This is a genomic window from Picosynechococcus sp. NKBG15041c, from assembly GCF_055380235.1.
Genome location: NZ_AP040366.1, coordinates 32,367 through 49,879 on the forward strand (window position 1 = coordinate 32,367; position 17,513 = coordinate 49,879).

Consider the following 17,513-nt stretch of genomic DNA (forward strand, 5'->3'; position numbering starts at 1 on the left):
GGTGTTTAAAGCTTGGGATGATGATGACGTTGTTTGCTAGAAGCTTGAATGGGTTTGGGTTGGGGCTGTTCTTTGGTAAAGAGTTGCTCGGCAGCGGTCAGGATTTTTTGGAGATAGGCTTGGGTCGATTGGGGCTGAATTTTGTGGATATCACGCAGGGCTGGATCTCCCTGTAATAAAGTCGCAGCGAGTTCCTGCAGCTGGAGTCCTTTCTGTAAGCCTCTTTGCGCAACGTTTTGGAGAAAGGTTTCGGGATGTTGACGATCTAAGCCTGTTGCCAATTGTTCAAAGGTTGCGACGTGGCGATCCTCCCACATGGTGCGATGGACGGCTTCGCTCAGGGGTTGACCTGCTTTGAATTGTTCGGCGATCGCCTGAATGCCTTGTAAATAAGTGGCGGTTTTATCGATACAACGGGCGCAATGATACCATTGCCGCAATGCCGTCATGGACTGCTGAAACGCGACAAAATCTTTCTCCATCGCAGTGATAGCCTTCTCCTGCAAAGGTTTTGTTGTGACCTCCTGAATTCGTTGCAAATATGCTGGAGGTTTGGCGATCGCCTGTGCCACCGTGATCCAATTCTCCGGACTCACCACCAAATCCTTACTATTCGATTGCTCAGGGGCTGCCACTGTCAATTCTTCGGATTCAACAACAGCCTCCATCGGTTTCGGTATTTCTGGCTCTGGAGCCAAACTTTGCCGACTTGCCTGCATCACTTCCGCCCAACCCTGCGCCAACAAATTTCCCGAAAATAATTCAGCAAAACTGTAGTCCTTATTACGCAGTTCACCCCCAGTCACAGGGTTATAACTCGCTGTTTCCAGCAACGATAAATTACCCCGCTGCCCAATCTGAAACACCATTTCGGCATCAATATAATGATCCCCATTCAACTCGGCGTAATGACTCAGATAAAGCTGTTCCCCATGTCGCTCAATCACAAAGGGTAAGAAACTTTGCTGCTCAAAACGCTGATGGAAACTGTCACTTTGCAGCACAATTTCAGCAAAACCGCCTTCATGGAGCAGTTGAGCCACATATTTCGCCGCCTGACTACCCTGTTTTTCTGACGATAAAATTCCTTGCCCTTGAGTTGTCGATGTTTGCACCGGAACAGGATTTTCAGAGACTGGGATTTTCTGTATAAATTCTTGGGTGGCGATCGCTGGCTCTGGAATCGGTGGGATAACTGCCTCGACTGGCACGGTGCTGAAAATTTGCAATTGTTCCGTCGCTTCAGGCTGAACCGAAGTCGCGGCTACCTGCTGTAATGTCGGTAAAAATTGTCCTATATGACCCCTTAACAATTCTTTGTAGCTGGGATCATGGACAGCTAATTTTACCTGTAATTCCCCCATCAAAACCTGCACCACCGCCTCTAAATCCTTGGGCTGCACCCGCATTTCCATCCGTCCGCCAACTGAATAAAACTCCTCCTGAGCGGCTTGGAGGAGGGCTTCATTGAGGAAATATTTGCCACCGCGACTCGTTGCTTCTGGAACTTGCACCACGTAATATTCAGGGGTTTTTCCGTTCAAGCGGGCATTGCCATTCGCCTTAATCGTTAAATCCTGTTCTGCCGATTCCACCACGCCCCGATAATGACTCCATTCTGTGAGGAAAAGCCTTACCTGTTCTGGATTTTCAAACGATACGGGCTGTTGTTGGAGCTGCTTAACGATATCAAAATCCTGATGCATCAACAGTCCCTGTCGGGTTTGCCCTTGACTATCGGTAAAATTCACAAATTTACCCTTAGGAAATTTCTCGTAGGCTTTCAGCAAATTCCCTGTAAATACCTGCATCTCTGTGCGCTGTGCCTGTTGCAGGCGATCAAATTCGCCATAGATATTGCGGTCTGGATCCACCGGATTGAGGGTAATGCTGGATGCTCGTCCGGTATTGATTTTGGAGAAGGGTAGGGAGAGCAATTTTCCTTCGAGGCTAATGATTTGCATCGTCCAGTTGGTCGGCGCACTGGGACTACCGATCGCCCGACTTTTTTGGGCAATGTCTACCACCACACCAGAGGAAACTTTGACATCTTCCAAACCGAGGCTGAAGAACTGGACTGGCTCTCCCACCGGAAATTGTTCAATTAATTTTTGGACTGCATCTGATTGTTGATTGAGCTTTTCCTGTGTTTTTCCAAGGGTTTCCGCCGATTTGAGTTGGGCAAAAACCCGTTCTCGATAGACCGTCATCGCGGCTTGGAGGGCTTGGAGTTTTTCACTGCCCTGTTGTTGGGCGATCGCCTGCATCCTCCCAAAATCATGCTCTTCAATGGCTTTTACTTTGGCTTGCCCAAGACTTTCCCGCACCAGATTCATCACCTGTAGTTGGGAGGGCGGTTTGTTGATCACCTTGGCATCCACCACTTCCAGCATTACAGCTCCAGTAAATTCACTGACTCTCTGAGAATCCACTGGCACAACTTCCATCATCGCCACGGTGCGGGCATCGAGGTCGAGTTTATCGGCCGCTAGGATATTTTCCCCCATCGCCTCTTTCTGTTTAATCAGGGCTTCGGTTTCGGCTTCGATAATGCCATACAGTTCTTCCTGATCTGCCAGTGGTAAAAGTGGGATTCGTCCTGTAACCCTTTCAATCAAAGCCGTATCGCCATCTAGACTGCCACGGGTCGGGTAGGAGAGCATCGCATCGAGTTCAGGATTTTCCTCCAGTAATTCGGTGATCACTTCCTCCCCTGCGGTGTTCATAAAATCAATCACATTCCCGACGCTCAGGGCAGAATCCCGTCCGGCGGTGGTGTTGGCGTTGAGGGATGCCATTTTTTTCGCCAAGATTGCACCCAAACGTTTCTCGGCGGGAACGTCTGCCATCACCAAGGTGAATTTCGGTTCGATGACCTGTCCAAAACGATTTGCCCGTCCCAGCATCTGCATCATCTGGTTAATATCCCGCTCGGCTTGGGCGACGATCATGTGGCGGGGGCGTTGGTCAGTGAATTTTTCGGAGGCATGGAGACTAATTCCAGTTGCGCCACTACGGTTCAAAATAACGACATCGAGCTGCCCACTGTTGAAGCGATTGACGATATCGATCTTGGCTTGGGGGCTGGTGTCTTTGGCGGAACGAAGGGCATAGGTCATTCCTTCGTCGTTGTACTGAAGAATACTGCTGCGCCCCGTAATTTCATCTACGCGATAGCCCTCCTGTGCCAACCGATATTTCATGTAATCGATGGAGCTGAGGGGAATTTTTGAAAAATCAGCATTAGCAAGAATTTCCTTGGCTTCTTCAAAGGCAGCGATCGCCTCTTCTCCGAGTTGTTCGGCGGTCATGGAAACTCTGGTGCGTTTGCCGAGATAATCGGTGATCACCACGTCGCGGGAACGTTCGAGATAACGATTCAAAACATCACCGAAGGTCACCTCGATTGCCTCGCCTGCTTCAATGTCTTGATCCTTGGCATAGTTCCCAATGAAACTATCCATGGTGTTGGACAGAGCAATTAAGGGTTTTTCGCCTCGCTCTAGGGCGGCGATCGCCTCCTGCACGGTCGCTTCTGCTTTTTGAGACAATAATCCCTGTTCAATAGCGTTGTGCATCAGGGAAGTAAAATTCACCGACTGTGCACTGGCTTTGCCGATGGAATTATCCTCACTCAGGCTCTTGGCTTCTGCCTTCACCTCCTTGCGTAAGTCCTTCATTGCCTCGCTTTTAGCCGCATCAAAACGGTCGATCGCCCGCATTACCGCTGAAATATTGTCGGCAATTTCTTGATCCACGGGAACGGTTTTAGCATCGAAACTGATGTTGTCGAAACTTCGTTCTCGGCGCAGCATATTTCCCGCACTGACAAACTGGGTTGCCATCATTTGTTGGAGCGGAATTCCCCCTGCTTTTAGGGTATTTTCCAGACGGTACATACTTTCCACGGCATGGATCGCGTCGGTTCCTCTGGCATACAAATCCATCACGGCGGGATTTTTCGTGGCAGTAGCGGACATAAACACTGCGCCTGCACTGAGATCCACTAATTCCCGCACAAATTCGGCACGATTGGGGGCTTGTCCAACATTCCATGTTTCAGCTTGACCGCCGCCTGCTTCATGGGCTTCGTCGAAAATAAAGACGGCACGATGGGCGATCGCCCTCAAAAATTCCCGACGATAAGGCTCTTGATTATTGACCGTTTGTAATTGGTTGTAGGTCGTAAACACTGCGTCATAACTGCCTAAATCCAACCGTTGTGCAAGTTGAAACATCTCGGCTTCCTGACTCGCTTTATCTCCCGTGGTCAACACTGCCCCATTTTTCAGGATGAGTTTTTCATTGTTATTGGTCATAAACGGCGTGAGTCCATCCTGCCCAATGTCCGCCAAATCCTCCAGCATCGCGGCATAGAGATTCGGCTTTTGGGTCACAAACACGGGAATGTAGCCCTGTCGTTTGGCATCGATAATGTTGGCGGCTCCAAACCGACCTTTGCCGTTCCCCGTCTGGTCGCCATTCAGGAAGATTTTGCCCTGATCCTTCTGGACAAATGCCAAGGCAAGGGAATCAATCTGCTCGGCATACAACACCTTAAACATGGCTGATTTGGAGGGATAGCCCAATCGCTGACAAACGAAATCATCAATATTCCCATGGGCTGCTTCAAAGTTATCGAGGGCTTTTTGGGCTGCCATTGCCATATTCGTTGGAATCAGAGTTTGCGGCGATCGCCCTTGGCTTCTCGGTTGGTAGGGAATGTTAAATTCTTCACTCATAATCTGAATTGCATCTATTGCAAGGGTGTTCTGAGTTCCGACAGAAATTGCAAAATTGTCACTGCGTCGTGCTGTGCCATTTGATTGGGATCCGGTTGTAGCTCTGTTAACTGAATCGGAAACTCGATCGCCCCATTGGTCGCCTGCCACCAGCTCAACCATGTCCCGTCGAATTCCACCAGATTCACCGCCCAGTTCATCAACCAATCGCTGATTTCGTCGGTGTCCTCTTTCTGATAGAGCAAAGGAGCCATCAAATACGGATTGAGTTGCTGTAATGTCCGCTCCAATTCCCCCTGTAAACTCCCCACCTGTCCGTTCAGCTCCAGCCATTGGCGGCACATCCACTCCACCCGCACCTTCATCAATTCGAGGTAAGTCGGGTAATCCAAACTGGTCAACTCCGGCGGAATTCGCACCATAAATAACGCTTGATCCCCGTCTGTCGCTGGAATCCATACTCGGTCGGAGGTCTGATACTCGTTGTAACTCGGCAATTGGATGGTGCTGGAGATAATCATGGAGAAATCCTCGTAATTGGTTAAAACTGGTATAAATTCGGGGCGGTTCTACGGCGGGTAATGGGCGTTCTGATTTACCCCGTCCGGCAATTTGAATGATATCGATCGCCCAACTTGCGCCCTGTTTGCGGTACAAATCGCCACTGATGGTGAAGTGATCTGTGACGTTGTAATGCTTTTGTAACACGTAAAAAAATCGTCGGGTTTCCAGACTGTTATAGGCTTCGGCGCGTTCCGATGGAGTGGTTTCTGGTTTCCCTCCCAAAATCAAAACCGCCCTGCCGTCGTCTTTCATGGCTTGTAATGACTGGAGGGCGATCGCCTGATCAATTTGACTCGTTGTCCCCACATCTCCAGCAAGACGAAACCGTTTCCCCTTCACCCGACCAAACGGCGGATTCATAATCACCACATCATGCAAACCTGCGGGTAAATATTCCGTTGCATCATGTTCAGTCACGGTGAATCCTTGGCTGCGGAGTTGATTAGCGCGGTCGGGATTTAACTCATTAACAGTGCAATTTTCTGGTGCTGCACCCAACAATAACGCCCCGTTTCCTGCGGTTGGTTCATAAATTTTTGAGGTTGGACTAATGCCTGCCAAAGTCGAGGCTAAATAGGCAATGGGTAAAGCTGTACTATAGGCTTGCTGCCGAACACTCGTTGATGAGCGCACCCCTAAACGCGGTTGGCGATCATATAAATCCACCAATAAATCAAATACTTCTAGTGAATTTTTTTGTGACACCATTGCTCGCGCCGCAGTCACCAATGAAAGTTCTATCACTTCATCAATGATTTTGGCATTTTGGCTCCCTGGCTCAATAGCGATCCCCAACTGCGCTTGGATTGCTTTTCGAGCTGTTGCAATGGAGGTAAATTTACCGCCATCTCGCCACCAGTTCGTTAAGAAATCTTTCAGTTGCGTTTGTTCTAGAGGTACTTTTGGCACATTTTGACCTTAGACCTGCTGCCATACCCTAGCGAACTTTTTTTATCCTGTCGTCGGAATTTAAGTTCTTTTAACTGACAAGGAGTTTAGGGAACGATAAATTCCACGCTACCCCCATATGTAAGTCAAGTTTGTTGCATACTCGTTTACGTTGGTATTGGTATATCCACTTCCACCAATATCAGCTTTTCTGGTGGTGTTTTATGGGGTGGTCTATTTATCAGCACCCATTGCATTAGCAAGTTGTCTTCTGGTGGTTCTGTCCCATATAGATACCAGTATTTCTGATGGAGGCCAAATTCCGAGAGCCAACGCGGGATCTTCCTTTTTTCCCATTTATAAGCTTCACTTATGTTTTGTTCAAAAAACCTTTCCCGATTATTGCCATAAGCTGCTCTTATATTTTGTTCTAAAGCTTTAAGCTGAGTGATTACTGATTGAACTGATTTCTTCTTTCTCTGTTGTTTAGTCAGTTCTAATTCCTTAGAACGCTTGATATATTTTTCAATTTCTTTTCGCTCTAATTGTCGTTTAGCTTCAACGCTTACCACAGCTAAGGGTCTAGCGCTACGCGCTATCTCCTTAGTATAGGTTTTTTCTTGAATTGTGCTGAAATCTTTACTGGATAAGGGATTACAGGCATTTTCGGTTTTGTGATTTTTATCTTTTAAATGGCTGAAAACCTTGCCTGAAGCGGAATTACACACAATTTCATCGTTGGTTTCTTGGACTTCTATTTGTTGGCTGTGATGTTTACTGAATATGGGTTGTAGCAGTTTTTCCCAGTATTTTACGAGGGTGCTCATGGAGCTCTTCGCTTGTTTGGCGATCGCCTTCAGGAAACTGGTCTTAGTGACGAACGCTTCTCTAATATTTTCGATATCGTTTAGGGCTCTCTTGATCCGCTCGATTGCGTCCTGTTTCTTCTCTTGATTATTTTTTCCTGGGGGTGGTAGAGGGGCACTTTCCTTCGTCTGGCTCCCTGCTGGCTTATGCCTCCGCTCGGCCCACCGGGCAATATCCTGACACCGTTGATGAATATCTATTTGGTGTTGGCAATATTTTTCGTAGTTCGGTAGGCCGGTAACAATTTCAATGAGTCGATCCCGCAGGGCGACACCGCCTAATCCTTCTAGAATTCTGGTTTGTCTCCCCAGTTGGATGAGGATATCGTTTGTTTGATGGGGTGTCGTAAATCCTCGTTTTAGCAGTTCTTCATACTCTGCCTGGATAGGCTTTAGTCCTGCGCTTACTCCTTGATGGTGTTGGTATTGGGTCTTTCCATATATCGCCTCCAATAATTCCCCATGGCTTTGACTGCTAGCACATAGCTCCCACTGCTGTATGAACATGCTCAGCCCACAACTGTCGGGTTCATAGTCTTCGTCTAAGATGACACTCCCTTGTTGTAGGGGCAGTCGATGCCGTTGGTACTGTGTCCATGTTTTGGGGTCATCTTTTTTCCCCAATGCCTTCTTATTCGGGAATATCTCTAGTTTTCCGTTAGCGACTTCATATCCAGCTGCGGTGAGATATTCAGTTACTTTACTGGCTAGGTCATAACTACCTACTGCCTCCGGCAACGGATAGTACAAATGAAGACCACCGCTGTAACTAGATCGCACAACAACGCTACTGATTAGACCGATATCTTCTAGTGCCCACCTGATGTTCCGTAGTTCCATCCCTTGATCTGGATGGTATGGACTCTCTGCGTCGATGTCCAGCATCAGGTATTTCGTCGTCTTTCCGAACCCTACCCCCACAACTTCCTGGTCAGATTTCCACAGCGACCACAGCTTTTCATCCGTTAATTCCCGTGGCAGTTCCCGTTCTTTAGCAAATTTCCATGTCTTGCTATTAATCGTCTTCCAAGCCGCTTTTCCTTTCTCTGTAATGCTTTCAGCGTAGATCCACTCCCAACGGCTGGTGAAAATTCTACAAAATTTTTCTTGAACTTCTCTAAAACTCTTTTCAGAAGGCGTAAAATCGATTAACATAATGAAGTATCCGGTCGCATGGATATAGCGAAGCCGCCCGCTCAGGCGAGCTCGCGAAATGAATATTTTCAAAGCCGTTGGTTAAAAAGTTTGGTCGCTTACATAACCGGCGGTTTTGTGCTGTTTGTAGGTATCTTAGATCAAATCTGACATTGTGAAAAGTCAAAGTCTTAGATTCCTACTTAGTAACATTACCATAATCTTTTCGGGCGATCGCACTTCCTCAGGAGAAATCTTCATCAACTGGCGATCGCAATGACGACAGCCCAAGCAATTGATACATTTTCCACTATAATCACCCTTGGATTAAGTTCCTTAGTAAACATCTATCTATGCGAATAGTGGATGTAGTCGTTGTCCTTGTTCTGCAGCAAGTTCAACTTTCAGACTATAGAAGCAGACCCGGAGCCGCAAGGTTAAACAGTTTCAGTACTACCTAACTAGCGGCTTTTGAGGTGTCTAGGGAATGTCAACTCCTACATGAAGATATGTCCTGGAACCCTTATCTCACGCTAAATTTGCCCTGTTTTGCAATGGGCTTCATGCCTTGGGCGATCGCTCCGACTGTAAAAAACCTTCTGATTTGGGGATCTACCATGCAAGTAAAGATCGCCCTGACTGTTTCTAAGGCTAGTGATCTTTGTAACATCACTGTTCGCCTTTGAACTTACTCATCACTCTCTGTTTAATTAGATAGCTTATTTTTATTTTCAGCATTATTTCCACTTCAAATACTAAGATTCCTTTTACTTAAATCAATCTCTTTCTTTAGATCTATTTCAAATATGTTCTTTTCAACCATTCGGTACTTGCAATTCTGAGATTTTTTAGATAAGCATCTTGTCCAGATAGAAATCTTATCATTTCTTTAGAGGATCACAGTATCCACCAGCGTGCATCATGCATAACTGATTATTTTTATTTTCTCACCTTCTAAGATTAGAATTTTCTCATATTTTTATATCGCTTTATACTCTTTAATCTTTAAGCCACTTTTTAATAAATTTTTAAGTTTTAATCATTACTATTTCTTGTTATTGTCAAATTAAGGTAATTTTTTTACAAAAGCCCCCAAATTCTATTTTTTGCGCTAAATTCTACTTAACTAGAGTCTCGGATTACCTTTAAACTGTTTTTCGTATTCTCGTTTTGATATAACTTAATGGAGGACTATAATACTCCTTTACAATTTTTTGAAGATTAAGCTTTCCCCTTGATTTAAGCTTATTTACCTTATCTTAATCTTGTCTTTTTCTTCATTTTATTTTGACTCTTACTACATCTCATAATACAAAGACTCTCATCCATACAGCGTCGAAAACTTCTGGATAAGAGTCTCTATCTCGGCAAATCAAATATTAGTACTTCACTTGCCTGTTTTCATTATACTCGATTAACAGGCGAAGTCTTTGAATTGCCATGCAACTTCAGGGAACTTCTCATGTCTTCTTTTGCGCTTAAGTCTGACCCCTCACGCCTTTCTCTCTCTTGGGAATCTATCTCGCAACTCCTTCAGGATGTTAAGCAACCTCATACTCGACAACGAGCTTTTGATCTACTGCTTCAAGCTCATGCTGACGATATTGCTGCCATGTGCCGTTCCACTTCTTGGGCGAGGCAATGGGGTTTTGAGGATGCTTACCAAGAGGCGGTTACCCATTTCTTTGAAACTGCTCTTCGCACTGATGATCCGGCTGAGTTGACCTCTTATTGGAATCTCCGTAATGCTGTCAGGACAGAGGCTGCACGCAATCTCTATCCAATCTCTGTTTCGCCTCATTTTGCCCAAAAGTTACAGGCTCATTCTTTTTTTCGGGAGCTTGACCTGGTTTCTATACCCCATACTCTGCCGTCTTCTTTTGATGAGCTTGGCTGGCATTTTTTACAAGCTTTATGTCAACCATTTTTAACAAAACGTCAACAATCGATTTTGGCTTTTCTCTGTCAAATCCCTGGGGAAATTCCCACTATTTTAGAATTGGCTGATTACCTGCAGCTGTCTAAGGCTAGTGCACAACGGGCTTGGAACTACTTCCAAAAAGTTTTCAAGGTAAATGTTGATTTAGTTCAGCACTTACACCATTTTATTGGCTTCGATTTTCTTCAGGCTTATTTCCCCCAACTCACTATTGTTTTAGAGGAATGTCAGCAGGATCGGAGTTCTAGGAAGCGATTTAAGCAGTTTTTGAACTTTCATTCACCTCTGTCACTGTTGAGACGCTTTACTCTCCAGTGCTCACAACCGCTTGTGAACCTTAATTGTCTTTTTTATCCAGACTTTTCGTCAGATTTTGGATTTGAATTCCAAGCAATCTATTTTCGTTTATCAAAAGAAAAATTTTCTTTTCAATCATTCAATACAAACAAACTATTTAAATTAAAATTGTTTGAATTTGGGGACAGATTGAATTTTTCAATGGCTCAAATTAGCCATTTTTTCTGGTCGAGAGTACCACGAATTGGTTTCTTTGGCTCACTGTTTTTTCCTCTCAGAATAACGAACAGGTTATTTTTAGGATTTAATTTTTTGACTGACTTTCTTCATTTATTATTTTCCCCTCTTGACCAAATTAGTTGCTCAAATTTTTTATTTACTGATTTATATCGACAATTTTTAGCTTGTTTTTTGGCTCCCTTGAGGTGGATAAGGGGAAGTCCTTTGTCTTGGGTTTCATGATTTCAATGTGTTTCTTTTAATTTTCATTGTTATTGGCTTTTTACCCCTTGGGGTAAAGATAGTTTTCCATGTTTTTTACGCTCCATAAGACGATTTATCATGCGGTTCAACTGCATTGTTTCGATTGTTTTCGCTTGATGCCTTTGGCTTGGCTCCGGTTTTATTGTCGGCTCCGTTGGCTCCTGCAATGGGCTTTCTTAGGCTTGTTGCTGGTCTTTTTTACCCGTCCTCTCCCCCTTCTTGCTCAGTCTGGGGTTCCTTTTCCGGCTGGTACTGATGGGGTTGCCGGGGATGCCACCCTTGATTCACAGCTTTGGATTAGTGATCTCGTGGGCTCCTTTGATACTCTCTGGGATACTTATCTCTCTCTCAATTCGCCTTATTTTGCAATTCTCCTTCAGGCAACTTCCTATATTGTTGCGTTTGGTTTTATGCTCTGGGCGATCGCCGCTGTCTATAAGTGGCAAGCTTCCAGCTATAAACAGTTTCCTTGGCAAATGATCTATACCCCCCTCGTGGTGGTTTTGCTTTTTACCAACGGTGGCCAGCTCACCTTATTGGGTCTGCAAGCTTACAAAAATCTGGTCTACGGGGCGAACAATTATCTCCTTTCCCAAACTTATAACGGGGTCGCTGGCCGGGATTTAATTAAGAATGCCAATCTCCAACAGGGCCTCAATCAAACCTATCAGCAAAAACGAGAATCTTGTTTCTCCCTCAGTGGTTTGGAACAGGAGCAATGCCTTGCCGAAGTGGATGCGGAAATGGATGCGGCGGCGGCAGAATTGGGGGCTGATTCTGCTTCGTCTTGGTCGTTCCTTAATCCTGTTGGTCGCTTCTTCAACGATTTTACGCAGTTGGTGGTGACGGGTTTTCTGAGTTTTGTTGCAGGTACATTCCACATCATCATGGCCTATGCCCTAGCGGTTTGGGCTTCTTCTGCGCCCCTCTGGATTGCGATTTCTCTCTATCCAGCGGCGAAAAGTGGCCTGCAAATTTTTATTAGTGGGCTATTTGCGGGGATGTTGAGTATCTGGATGTTCACTATTCTCCAAATTGCCCTCGCCAGTCAGCAGAGCACGGCCCTTGGCTTTCATAGTCTGCTCTACCCATTTTTAGGGGGATTTATTAATCCTTTTCTTGCCCTTTTCGCTGGCAGCATGGGTTTTTCGGCTGTGTTTGCAGCGGCTGGAGCGGCTTTCACTACGAGTCTTAAGGTTGTTCGTTGGGGGAAACGCTGATGGCTCTTATCCCCCGCAAATCCCAGAATTTTCTGCCACTCTGTGTGGTGGTCTGTCTTGTTTTGGGCGGCTTGAATTTCTTGATGAGTCTTGGCGTAATTGGCACGGTGGTTAGCCTCCTGAATAAACCTGCACCGAGACTGGTCGAGACGGCTGATGGGGTAATGCGCAATGTGGTTGCCCTTGACCATGCTGAACCGACACCGGAATCGATTCGTCAATTTGTGGCTTCGACCCTCTACAGTCTCTATGATTGGCGCGGTATTCTTCCCCCTGAAACGCCGGAAGATTTGGGTTCGCCTAAGCCTGATCTTGGTGTTCCCATCAGTACTGGGAATGGTGAACTGAAAATTACAACAGCAACTTGGCGGGCTGGTTTTCGCCTTAGTGATGGGATTCGCAAGGATATTCTCACTCAGATTGCGCTCCTGACACCCCAGGATATTTTTACGACGCAACCCCGCACGCAGACGGCGATGACTTCTCCAGTGATTGGTGTGCCCCAAAAGGTGGAGGCTGATCTCTGGAAGGTTGATTACACAGGGCTCCTGATGGTTTTTGCCAATGGCGACAATTTGGGGGATCTGGTGGTGCGTGAGCATGAGGTTTATATCCGTGTGATTGATCCTCTCGTTCCGGTAAATGCAGATATCGACAACCCCCAAATCTCTGATCTTCAGCGGGTTGTGATGGAGGAGCGGCGTGCCGGGCTAGTCATTGAGTCTATGCCTGAGCGATTACGGAATTAAGCAATTTATTGGAAAAGTATTATGTCGCAGGATTTTCAGTCTTTAGATTTGGAACGCTGGGCTAATTTTGATTTTGAAACGGCCACTCCTCTGGACAAGAGTCCGGTTTCTTTTGCCACGGATTATGCACCGCCTGATTTTTCTCAAGCTGATGCTCCAGAGCCTGATACAGCTTCTATCTCAGAGGATATGCCGCCATCACCACCGCCTGCTTATCAGGAAGGTCTGGAGATTGAGGTAGGCAAGGTTCCTGTCTATAAACGTCCTCACCTGAAGGCGATCTTTTTTGGTTCGGGTGTCTTGCTGGTTTGTGCCTTCTTGGGAGCTGCTTTAACGCGGGGCAATAGTATTCAACTGGGTAATCCCCATCCTGAGGCGATCGCCCCCGATCTGACGCCAGTCGAGGATGAGGTTGATCCTGACCAAGCCAAACTTGCTCAATTGGAGGGGGAGATTGCGTTTGGTACGCTCAAAAATCGGGCGGCACTCTTAGAGGAACAGAAAAAACAGCAAGTTCTTACAGGTCAATTGCAGGAACAATCGCGGCAACCAGAGGTTTCGCCAATTCTCCCACCGATAGATTCTAGAGATTCTATTCCTTCCACTATTCCCACTCCTCCAGTACGGCAAACGTTTATTCCGCCTGCGCCTACGCCGATTCGTGCTGTTCCGCTTGCTCCGGTTACGTCCCCTGCGCCTCTACCCGCTTCTATGCCCCCTCCCCAACGGATGATGAGTTTTGGGGCCTTGCCGGAAAATTCGGTTCCGTCAAGGGTTGCACCGTCTCGTCTTGCGCCCTCTCCTGCTTCTTTTGAGGAAACTATTCGTGATGATGCGATTTTGTTGGTACAGCAGGAAACGTCTTTTCTCAGGGGCGATCGCCAATTTTTAGTTGAAGGGGGTCAATCCCTGACTGGCACGGTAACCCAACAACTAATTGCGGCGGAAAAAGCGATTCTCCACATCCGCACGACAGGAGCGATCTTGGGTTTGCCTGCGGACTCACGGCTCCTGGCGGAAATTACTCAGGTTGCGGATGGTTATTTGGTGGCGGAGGTGCGGGCCATTCTTCAAGGCGATCGCCCGCCTGTGCTTTTACCCAGCGGCACGATGACGGTTTCGGCTCTAGATGGACGGCTCTTAAAGACGCGGACGGATCAGGGCTTTTTCCAGACTTCCCTCGGTCGGGCATTGTTGGGGGCTGGTCGGGGACTGGCAGACCAGTACATCAGCCGGGCGGAAACGGTTTTTCAAACTGAATCAAGTACTTCTATCTCGCGGGTTGGGGGTGATAAGGATTGGACAAGTCTTGGCAGTGCTGCCCTCAAGGGGTTGACGGATTCGCTACTGGCTGAATCTTCTTCGCCATCAACGGTGCCATTGGTACAACTCAACACTTCCGTCCGGTTAACAATTCATGCTCCTTTTATTCTTTCTCTATGAGGTCACTTTCAATGAAATCTCTTTTAAAGTTTTCTATTCCTATGTTGTGCTTCGGGTTTTGGGGTTCGCCTGTCCTTGCTCAAACGCAACGAATTTCCGCACAGGCAGCGCAACATCAGGTTCCCACCATTGCACTTAAGGTCAATCAGGGGGTGAATCTCACTCTACCGGATGGAGTTTTGGTGTACAAGGGTTGGCTTGATGATGGTTCATTGATTCAACTCGATGGCGATCGCCCCTTTGAGCAAGGGGCTTCTATTCTTCACCTGGTCGCCCACCAAGCGGGACAAGCCCAACTTAGTTTAGTTACCCGTGATGCAAACCAGGTGGAATCACTCTATGTCTTTAAACTGGTAGCGGGTTCCCAAGGCAATAGTATCGTCAATGTTACGGCTCATCCTGTTGATCACGCCAATCCTGTAGCGATGAATAGGAATCCGACGCAGCACCTCCAACAGGGAGTTGCCCTAGCCATTGAACGGCGATTATTGGTCGAAAATTCCGAGTTACATCTGGCGATTCAGGGGGCAATCTCCCAAATTGCTCAAGGAGTTTCCATGGAACAGGCGGCAAGCACTGCTCAATTGGATCCCCGCACCCTCGCCCAACTTTTCCACATGGGTCAAGGTGAATCCTTACCTTTACCGAATAACCCCACGCGCCAGGAACCGTTGTTAGTCAGGGCTGAGCCAGTGCCTAATTCCAATCATTTTGATGATACCGAGATCGAGGCAAGGCTTGCGGCTCTGGAAAGTCAGGTGGAGCGTTTGGATGGTCGGGTGGCCAGTTTGGATTCCCAGCAATCAGAATTTTTGGCACAACTACAAACCTTAGATCAGCAACAGGAAATTTTCATCGCTCTACTTCAACAAAACAATCAGGTAGCCCAGCGCCTTGATTCCCCAAAAAGCAACCCGATTACCTTGGCGATCAATACAATGCCGCGTCCCGCAACGGCCCCTGTTCCCCATACTTTGGACAATCATCAAATTGCCAATGCGATCGCCAGAGGACTAACGACCCATCCTGATACACCTTTCCGTAGTGGACTTTATCTGCGCTACCAAACAATGATCCGTAGTCTACGGCGTGGTTCTACCCTCTCTCAAGCAGCACGACAAGGTAATCTCCAACTCACCCATGTGCAATCGGTGCTAGAAAATGCGGGGGTTGCACCGGAGGCGGTGGGGTTATGAAATTGCCATTTCTCTGGGTTGTGCTTGTTCTGATCTTACTGCTGAGTTTTGTCTGGGGAACCCGCAGTCTGGCAACTTCTGCTCCTATGGTGAATCTGGAAACCTTACGCTGGGCTGATTTACCGCCGATTCAAACTAGTGCTCTCTATCAGGTTGATACGGGGTTATCAGAGCAGGTAAGGTATTCCCTCGATAAACGGATTCAAGTGGGCGATCGCCTGACGGATATCTTTACCCTGGGGGATATGGCAGCGACTGGGATTGCGGACTTATCGCCTATTCAAATTGCATCCCTGGCACAACTTGATCTACAGGACATTGCCCTGTCGGCGTTCACCCATTTCACGCAACAATCCTTGGGTTCTTTGGTGGAGGCTCTTCCAGCATTAGCCAAGTTACGATTAGACGAAATTCCATCGCTTACGGATTTGGTTAGGAGTCAGATCGGTGAAGGGGTACAGGATTTATTATCTGAAAATCTTGGGGCATTGGTCAGCAATGCGGCGATCGCCCGATTGCCCCTTTCCCAAATTCCCAATTTACAAACCTTTTCCGTAGCGGATATTCCCAGCTTGGCAGAAACTTCTCTCAAGGCATTTACGGGCTGGCAAGGGATTCACCTCAAGGATATTCCCGGCCTGGATCTGATTCCTCTGGCTGATTTGGGTATTTTGTCTCCCTCGGCGATCGCCTCCCTTGATCTCGTTTGGGGGGCAGCGGAATCACAGGCGACGTTTCAGCCGATCTCCGGCAGTACAACAGTTGGGTTTCGCTATCCTTGCCAACAGGAACACTGTGCCTACATCGAGCTTTCGGGGCAGGGACGCCAGGGCGATCGCTGGATTAAGGGCGGCGATCCAAAGGTAGGTGGGCAGATGGTGCCGGGGGGTTCTGGCTTACTGGGCAAAGCTTTTGGTGGCATGGAACCTACAGGACGAATGCTCGGCTCTGAATTTAAGCTCATTCTGATGAGCACGGATGAAACTACGGGGACAGCGGAATTTGGACTATCAACGCGTTTCTGTCAAAAAGGTTTGGTGGATCTTGGTTGTACCCCATTTATTTTCGGCCCATGGTCACTGTTTCACGCTAAGGAAAAAGATGGCATTTTTCTAGGTTTCGACGACCAACAATCTCTCCCTACTCCCCAAGTAAGTGTTCCAGCCTCAGTGCAGGCACAACTGCAAACGGCCCAGGCGCAATACAGTAATCCGGCGGCTGCCAATGACAATGACTGTTTGCAAAAAATGCTCCAAAAAGTACCCCCTGCCCAACGTTCTGGGGTCACATCTCGATTACCTTCCCTCTTGGAACAGGCAGAAACCCTCAATCTCACTGAATCTCAAACGGCCTATGCGATCGCCTATCTGCTTGATCATCCCAGTGGATCTATGGCAAATATTCTGCCCCAACTAAAACAGTTCATTACCACAACCAAAGTGGATTTTTTTGGGGTTGGTACAGCGCTCGGTATTTCAGCAGAAAACACCACAACCCTAGCCCATAGAGCATCTGATTATCAGGCAGTGCTTAAGAATTGTTTTTTCGGTGGTTCCTGTGGGGGCGGCAAGATGCAACGTCCTTCTACAGGCGTGGTCACCAGTGAAATGGGCAATCGCCTCCATCCGATTTATGGCACCTGGCGACTCCATGCGGGCATTGATGTCAGTGCAGGGATGGGAGCATCAATCCTCGCGGCGGACTGTGGCACAGCCACCTATGTGGGCTGGGAATCGGGCTACGGCAATGTGGTGATCCTTAGACATCAGAATAATTTGTTCACGCGCTATGCCCACATGACGACTCAAAAGATTTCCCAAAATCAAACGGTGAAAAAAGGTCAACTGATCGGCTTAGAGGGTTCCACTGGCAACAGCACGGGGGCGCATCTCCATTTTGAAGTTCGTGACGGCGATCGCTTTGGTACTCCTTTCAATCCTCGTAACTATGTCAATTTCTAATCTTTTTAAAAAATACTCTCTTCTCTTTTTT

Annotated in this window: 8 protein-coding genes; 6 read left to right on the forward strand and 2 right to left on the reverse strand. The window is 47.2% G+C overall.

Annotated features, from left to right (window positions below):
• Nucleotides 1–5: 5 nt before the first annotated feature.
• Together ACZ45B_RS14655 and ACZ45B_RS14660 are read right to left on the reverse strand one after the other, a co-directional pair.
• Complete coding sequence (locus ACZ45B_RS14655) at nt 6–6,215, reverse strand: strawberry notch C-terminal domain-containing protein (protein WP_024546925.1); 6,210 nt, start codon at nt 6,213–6,215, stop codon at nt 6–8.
• Between the two features lie 146 nt (nt 6,216–6,361).
• Entirely contained in the window at nt 6,362–8,215 is a 1,854-nt protein-coding gene (locus tag ACZ45B_RS14660; RefSeq protein ID WP_038028005.1) for a hypothetical protein, read from the reverse strand.
• Nucleotides 8,216–9,656: 1,441 nt separating this feature from the next.
• Here ACZ45B_RS14660 and ACZ45B_RS14665 point away from each other — a divergent pair.
• The 6 genes from ACZ45B_RS14665 (at nt 9,657) to ACZ45B_RS14690 (ending at nt 17,482) form a co-directional block, all read left to right on the forward strand.
• Nucleotides 9,657–10,892, forward strand: a complete 1,236-nt coding sequence (locus tag ACZ45B_RS14665; protein ID WP_038028006.1) for a hypothetical protein — start codon at nt 9,657–9,659, stop codon at nt 10,890–10,892.
• A 68-nt stretch (nt 10,893–10,960) separates the two neighbouring features.
• Nucleotides 10,961–12,133, forward strand: a complete 1,173-nt coding sequence (locus tag ACZ45B_RS14670; protein ID WP_024546928.1) for a hypothetical protein — start codon at nt 10,961–10,963, stop codon at nt 12,131–12,133.
• Nucleotides 12,133–12,882 carry a hypothetical protein gene (locus tag ACZ45B_RS14675; RefSeq protein ID WP_024546929.1) on the forward strand — a complete coding sequence of 250 codons (750 nt, stop codon included), beginning with the start codon at nt 12,133–12,135 and terminating at the stop codon, nt 12,880–12,882. The genes ACZ45B_RS14670 and ACZ45B_RS14675 overlap by 1 nt, the downstream gene beginning before the upstream one ends.
• A gap of 21 nt (nt 12,883–12,903) precedes the next feature.
• A complete protein-coding gene (locus ACZ45B_RS14680; protein ID WP_024546930.1) occupies nt 12,904–14,325 on the forward strand; it encodes a hypothetical protein in 1,422 nt (473 codons plus the stop codon).
• Between the two features lie 41 nt (nt 14,326–14,366).
• Complete coding sequence (locus ACZ45B_RS14685; protein WP_024546931.1) at nt 14,367–15,521, forward strand: hypothetical protein; 1,155 nt, start codon at nt 14,367–14,369, stop codon at nt 15,519–15,521.
• Nucleotides 15,518–17,482 carry a M23 family metallopeptidase gene (locus ACZ45B_RS14690; RefSeq protein WP_024546932.1) on the forward strand — a complete coding sequence of 655 codons (1,965 nt, stop codon included), beginning with the start codon at nt 15,518–15,520 and terminating at the stop codon, nt 17,480–17,482. The genes ACZ45B_RS14685 and ACZ45B_RS14690 overlap by 4 nt, the downstream gene beginning before the upstream one ends.
• The last annotated feature ends 31 nt before the right edge of the window (nt 17,483–17,513 follow it).

Excerpts from the sequence above, each read along its gene's own strand:
- ACZ45B_RS14675 (WP_024546929.1), top strand. The coding sequence starts at position 12,133 with ATGGCTCTTATCCCCCGCAAATCCCAGAATTTTCTGCCACTCTGTGTG.
- ACZ45B_RS14680 (WP_024546930.1), top strand. The coding sequence starts at position 12,904 with ATGTCGCAGGATTTTCAGTCTTTAGATTTGGAACGCTGGGCTAATTTT.
- ACZ45B_RS14690 (WP_024546932.1), top strand. The coding sequence starts at position 15,518 with ATGAAATTGCCATTTCTCTGGGTTGTGCTTGTTCTGATCTTACTGCTG.
- ACZ45B_RS14685 (WP_024546931.1), top strand. The coding sequence starts at position 14,367 with ATGTTGTGCTTCGGGTTTTGGGGTTCGCCTGTCCTTGCTCAAACGCAA.
- ACZ45B_RS14670 (WP_024546928.1), top strand. The coding sequence starts at position 10,961 with ATGTTTTTTACGCTCCATAAGACGATTTATCATGCGGTTCAACTGCAT.
- ACZ45B_RS14665 (WP_038028006.1), top strand. The coding sequence starts at position 9,657 with ATGTCTTCTTTTGCGCTTAAGTCTGACCCCTCACGCCTTTCTCTCTCT.
- ACZ45B_RS14660 (WP_038028005.1), bottom strand. The coding sequence starts at position 8,215 with ATGTTAATCGATTTTACGCCTTCTGAAAAGAGTTTTAGAGAAGTTCAA.